Origin of the sequence: Parvibacter caecicola (genome assembly GCF_003725335.1) — a bacterium.
In the GTDB taxonomy this organism is placed as follows: Bacteria; Actinomycetota; Coriobacteriia; order Coriobacteriales; family Eggerthellaceae; genus Parvibacter; species Parvibacter caecicola.
On the sequence record NZ_QIBY01000054.1, the window covers coordinates 1 to 551 of the forward strand.

At 65.9% G+C, this 551-nt stretch carries 1 protein-coding gene; it reads left to right on the top strand.

Annotation, left to right across the window (positions count from 1 at the left end):
* Positions 1–551, top strand: a 551-nt coding sequence (locus tag DMP11_RS10140; protein WP_123186350.1) for a HAMP domain-containing protein, incomplete at both ends; no start/stop codon positions are given.

Genomic DNA, 551 nt, shown 5'->3' on the forward strand with positions numbered 1-551 from the left:
TGAGCGTGTGGGTGCTCGGCTCCGATACGCTGCTGCGCTCCACCGACGAGGAGTTCCGCAACAAGTCCTACCAGGCCATGTTCTTCGCGGCCGCCATGGCCATCCTGCTGGCCTCGTGCATCGGCTTCCTGTTCGCCCGCAACCTGGTGGGCCCCATCAACCGCATGACCAAGACGGCGAAGGCCATCAAGGAAGGTGACCTGTCCGCCCGCACCGATCTGCACGGCGAGGACGAGATCGCACGCCTGGGAGAGACGTTCGACGAGATGGCCGACTCGGTGGAGAAGGACCGCGAGCTGGAGCGGCGCCTGACCACCGACGTGGCGCACGAGCTGCGCACGCCGCTCATGGCCATTCAATCCACGGTGGAGGCCATGGTGGACGGCGTTTTCGAGGCCGACCCCGAGCACCTGGAGACGGTGAACTCGGAGGTGCAGCGCCTAAGCCGCCTGGTGGACTCATTGCTGAAGCTCTCGCGCCTGGAGAACCGCGCGAACCCCATGAAGGAGGAGGTCGTGGACGTGGGCCAGCTCATCAGCGGCATCATCGCC